Consider the following 4716-nt stretch of genomic DNA (forward strand, 5'->3'; position numbering starts at 1 on the left):
TCGTAGACCCGGCGGCCAACCGCCTCCAGCGCGCGAATGACGATGTTGGGCGGTCGCACCGGGCCGGATTCGGGTTCGCGCCGCACGGCCTCGCCGACAGCTTCGAGCAGGATCGAAGCGATCTCGCTCTGGCCTTGCATCTGGATTTCGACACCCTTCTTCTCGAAGGCGCTGACCAGCCGGTCGATCAGCCAGGCGCCGGCAGTGTCCATCTTCTCGATCTTGGAAACATCGAGCGCCAAGGTTTTGAAGCCGCTTCGCTTTTCGATCTTGCGCATGTCGGCGTCGACGAGTGCAACGGTCCGTGTCGTCCAGATTCCGGAGAAAGCGCAGCCAAGAACGCCGTCCTCCTCGCCGATCGCCACGCGCGGTTCGTGGTCAGCCTCCCCTGCGGTCGTGCCGCTTGCGTCGCGCTTGCCGATGGTCAACATGGCGTCCTGTTTAGCCTGACGGGTCTGACCTGTCGATTTGCCGACAACGCTTGTCGCACAGCAGGAGCAGAAAAATATGGCGCGTGTCATTTCGGTCGAGGCCGAGCGTTTTCCCATCGCCGGAACCTTCACCATTTCGCGCGGTTCCAAGACCGAAGCCGAAGTGATCTCCTGCACGATCAGCGACGGCGGCCATTTCGGCCGCGGCGAATGCGTCCCCTACAAGCGCTATGGCGAGACGATTGAGGGCGTGCGCGAGGCGATCGACGCCATGCGCGGCCGGATCGCCGATGGCATCAGCCGCAGCGCCTTGCTCGATGCCATGCCGGCCGGAGCCGCCCGCAACGCCATAGACTGCGCCCTATGGGATCTGGAGGCGAAGCTCAGCGGAACATCGGTGGCGGTTGCGATAGGCGCTGTTCCCTTGCAGGCGCTCGAAACCGCCTACACGCTGTCGCTGGGCGAGCCGGAGGCGATGGCGGCGCAGGCCCGCGCCAATGCCGCGAGGCCGCTGCTCAAGGTCAAGATCGGCGGCGACAACGACATTGCCCGCATCCGCGCGGTCAGGCAGGCAGCGCCAGACAGCCGCATCATCCTCGACGCCAATGAGGGCTGGAGCGACGACAACATCGTTGCGAACCTCGCCTTTGCCGCCGAACAAAGCATCGCGCTGATCGAACAGCCGCTGCCGGCCGGTCATGACGAGATCCTGCGCCATATCGCGCATCCGGTGCCGATCTGCGCCGATGAAAGCGTGCACGAGGCTAAGAATCTCGAAGCGCTTGTCGGTCTCTACGATGCCGTCAACATCAAGCTCGACAAGTCGGGCGGGCTGACTGCGGCACTGGTGCTGCGCGATCGCGCCCGCGAACTCGGTTTCGGCGTGATGGTCGGCTGCATGGTCGGCACCTCATTGGCGATGGCGCCAGCGGTGCTGCTTGCCCAGCATGCCGATTTCGTCGACCTCGACGGTCCGCTGCTGCTTGCCCGCGACCGGGTACCGGGCCTTGTCTACCAGGGATCGCTGGTGTCACCGCCCGATACGGCGCTCTGGGGCTGAGCGCGCAGCAAGGCCGATCAGCGCCAGTCCGATCAACGCAATCGGGATCATGGCAAAGAAGCCGTCGACACCGAGACGGTCGTAGAGCGGGCCGGACGCCAGCGTCACCACCGCCATGAAGAAGCCGTTGGAGAAATAGGCGATGCCTTGCGCGGCACCTGTCCGCTCCTCGGAGATCGTTTCGCCGATCATCTTCTGCAGCCCGATCAGCCCCAGCGCCACCGAGACCGAGTGCAGCGACTGGACAGCGAAGAAGCCGGGAATGCCGAGGCCGAGCGGCCAGACCAGCGGAAAGGCGATCCAGCGCACGATGGAGCCGATTCCGGCCATCACCATGACCGACACGACGGAGAACCGGTCGAAAAAGCGGGTGAACATCATGAACATGCAGACTTCCGACACCACGCCCCAAGCCCATAAGAGACCGACTACCGAATCACCGAGGCCGATCGACTTCCAGTAGATGGAGACGAAACCGTAGAGGAATGCGTGGCTGGCGGTGATGACGCCGACGCCCATGGAGAAATACAGGAAATACGGGTTGAGAAGCTTCGGCGCTGAATGCTGGATGTCGGTGGCCGACAGCGGCGAGGCGCGCCGCGGACGGCCAAGGCGCGGCGCCAGCAGGCCAGCGGCAAGGGCGGCGGCAAACGCCACCAGAATGATAACCGGAACGGCTTGTGAACCGGTTACCGACAGAATGAAGCCGCCGGCGATATTGGCGAACAAATAGGAAATCGAGCCCCATTTACGCATGCTTGTGTAGTTCGAACCGAAGCGGCGGACACCAGAAAGAGCCAGCGAATCGGCGATCGGCGAATGCGGCGTCCAGACGATGGTCAGCGCCAGCGAGACCGCCAGCACCATCGCATAGGTGGGTGTCAGGAAATAACCTGCCGACAAAAGCAGCGACGCAGCCATCAGCGCGACATAGACGTCGGCGCGGTCCCTGGCACGGTCGGCCAGCGCGGTCAGCAGCGGCGTCGTCACCACGCGCAGGAACATCGGCGCCGCCAGAATGACCGCGATCTGCTCGGCATGAAAACCCTTGGCCTGCAACCACAGCGGAAAATACGGCAAGTGCGTTCCGAGCGGCACGAAAAGCGTCGCGAAGATGAGGCTCATGCGCAGTTCGAAATGGCGCGGCTTGACGAGTTGTTCGGGCGAGAGCTGCGGCAGGGACATGAATCGATCCAATCGCGCTGTATTCGACCGGAGGGCAACGCGTATCGATCCCTTAACATGGACGAAAACCGGACGAAACCGGTTGGACTAATTGATTGATTCCGAAGCCCGAAAGGACTTCGGACTAGGCCGCCTGCCCTACCCGGTCCTCGATGAGCAGCGGGATAAAGGGCTCGTCCGGCGCCTCGGGCAGCACCTGCGCCCAGGTCAGGATTTCCATGCGGCCGTCAAAATGCTCGACCACAGCCGTACAACTTTCCACCCAGTCGCCGGTGTTGATGTACTGGACATCGCCAAAATTTTCGATGACGGCATGATGGATGTGGCCGCAGATGACGCCATCGACATGCGAACGGCGCGCCTCGTCGGCAAGCATGGTCTGGAACGAGCCGATGAAGTTCACCGCCTTCTTGACGTTGTGCTTGGCCCAGGACGAAAACGACCAATAAGGCAGGCCGAGCAGTTGGCGCAGCCGCGTCACCACGCGGTTGACCAGCATGGCCGCGTCATAGGCGTGGTCACCGAGATAGGCGAGCCAGCGCGCATTGTGGACCACGGTGTCGAACTGGTCGCCATGGATGACGAGCAGCCGCTTGCCGTCGGCGGTCTCGTGGATGGCGCGATCGGCAACGACGATGCCGCCGAAATGCACGCCCTGGAACTGGCGGGCGAACTCGTCATGGTTGCCGGCGATGTAGGTGATGGTGGCGCCCTTGCGCGCCTTGCGCAGCAGTTTCTGCACGACGTCGTTGTGGCTTTGCGGCCAATGCCAGCTCCGCCGCAGCCGCCAGCCATCAACGATGTCACCCACCAGATAGATGATATCGGCATCGTGATATCGAAGGAAATCGATCAGGAACTCGGCCTTGGCCGCCTTCGAGCCCAGATGGACGTCGGAAATGAACATGCTGCGGAAAGTGCGGGGCTCTTGGCCGGACATCGCGATTTCACCGTTGCTTTCGCGAGCCTATGCCCCGAGTCATGCAACAACCGTATGACGGTTGCGATTGGTCCAGCCGAAGGACTAGCTTGCCGGCCAAATCACAGGAGAAATCGTCATGGATCTCGGTATCCGCGGAAAGAAGGCCATCGTCTGCGCTTCGAGCAAGGGACTTGGGCGCGGTTGCGCCATGGCGCTGGCGGAAGCCGGCTGCGACATTGTCGTCAACGGACGCAATGCGGAGCTGGTGGCGAAAACCGCCGCTGAGTTGCGCGAGCGCTATGGCGTCACGGTGACGGAAGTCGTCGGCGACGTCTCGAAGCCGGAGGTGCAGAAGGCGCTGCTCGTGGCTTGCCCCGAGCCGGACATCCTGGTCAACAACAATGGCGGACCGCCGCTTCGCGACTTCCGCACGCTCGATCGCGAAAAGATCCTCGAAGGCGTTACCCAGAACATGGTGACTCCGATCGAGCTCGTGCAGGCCGTGCTGGACGGCATGGCGGCGCGCGGCTTCGGTCGCATCGTCAACATCACCTCGCTGTCGGTCTATGTGCCCATTCCCGGCCTCGACCTGTCGTCCGGCGCGCGTGCCGGCCTGACCTCGTTCCTTGCCGGCGTGGCCAGAACGGTTGTCGACCGCAACGTCACCATCAACAGCCTTCTGCCGGGCAAGCTCGACACCGACCGGCTGCGCGGCCCGCATGAGGCCGGCACAGTCGAAAGCCCTGAGGCCGCAGCCGCGCGCAAGACCCGCATCAGCGCCGATGTTCCGGCCAAGCGGCTCGGCACGCCGGAGGAGTTCGGCCAGATCTGCGCCTTCCTGTGCTCGGTCCATGCCGGCTATCTGACCGGGCAGAACATACCGGTCGATGGTGGTCTTTACGTCAGCGCCTTTTGATCAACTTATCCGTGAAACGGTCGGAGCCGTCCGTCAGAAAATCGTCATAAGTATTTGATTATTCGAGGTCTTCTACGCGCCGCCGGGTATTGCCGCCGGCGCGTCAATTAGCGTCGCGAAAAGCCACGGCTGCATGCTAAAAGGGAATCTCCAGGCAGATTTCGAGGGAGTGGCCGCATGGAAGGCGAGAGCAAAAAGCTGT

General features: G+C 62.8%; 5 protein-coding genes. 2 read left to right on the forward strand and 3 right to left on the reverse strand.

All coding sequences use genetic code 11. The annotated features are described in order from the left end of the window. The coding region (locus EN991_RS23865) for an STAS domain-containing protein (RefSeq protein WP_127369684.1) at positions 1 to 431 on the reverse strand (431 nt) is incomplete at its 3' end. Between the two features lie 76 nt (positions 432 to 507). Between EN991_RS23865 and dgcA the strand changes: the two genes are divergently transcribed. After that, positions 508 to 1491, forward strand: a complete 984-nt coding sequence (gene dgcA / locus EN991_RS23870; RefSeq protein ID WP_027161492.1) for an N-acetyl-D-Glu racemase DgcA — start codon at positions 508 to 510, stop codon at positions 1489 to 1491. Here the strand turns inward: dgcA and EN991_RS23875 are convergent. Then, complete coding sequence (locus EN991_RS23875) at positions 1462 to 2676, reverse strand: MFS transporter (RefSeq protein WP_027161491.1); 1215 nt, start codon at positions 2674 to 2676, stop codon at positions 1462 to 1464. The two genes, dgcA and EN991_RS23875, sit on opposite strands and share 30 nt — an antisense overlap. Positions 2677 to 2800: 124 nt before the next feature. Beyond that, complete coding sequence (locus EN991_RS23880; RefSeq protein WP_027161490.1) at positions 2801 to 3616, reverse strand: UDP-2,3-diacylglucosamine diphosphatase; 816 nt, start codon at positions 3614 to 3616, stop codon at positions 2801 to 2803. A 118-nt stretch (positions 3617 to 3734) separates the two neighbouring features. Here EN991_RS23880 and EN991_RS23885 point away from each other — a divergent pair, with 118 nt between their 5' ends. Next, complete coding sequence (locus EN991_RS23885) at positions 3735 to 4514, forward strand: SDR family oxidoreductase (RefSeq protein ID WP_027161489.1); 780 nt, start codon at positions 3735 to 3737, stop codon at positions 4512 to 4514. Positions 4515 to 4716 lie beyond the last annotated feature (202 nt).

Origin of the sequence: Mesorhizobium sp. M7A.F.Ca.US.005.03.2.1, assembly GCF_003997795.1 — a bacterium.
GTDB lineage: Bacteria > Pseudomonadota > Alphaproteobacteria > Rhizobiales > Rhizobiaceae > Mesorhizobium > Mesorhizobium ciceri.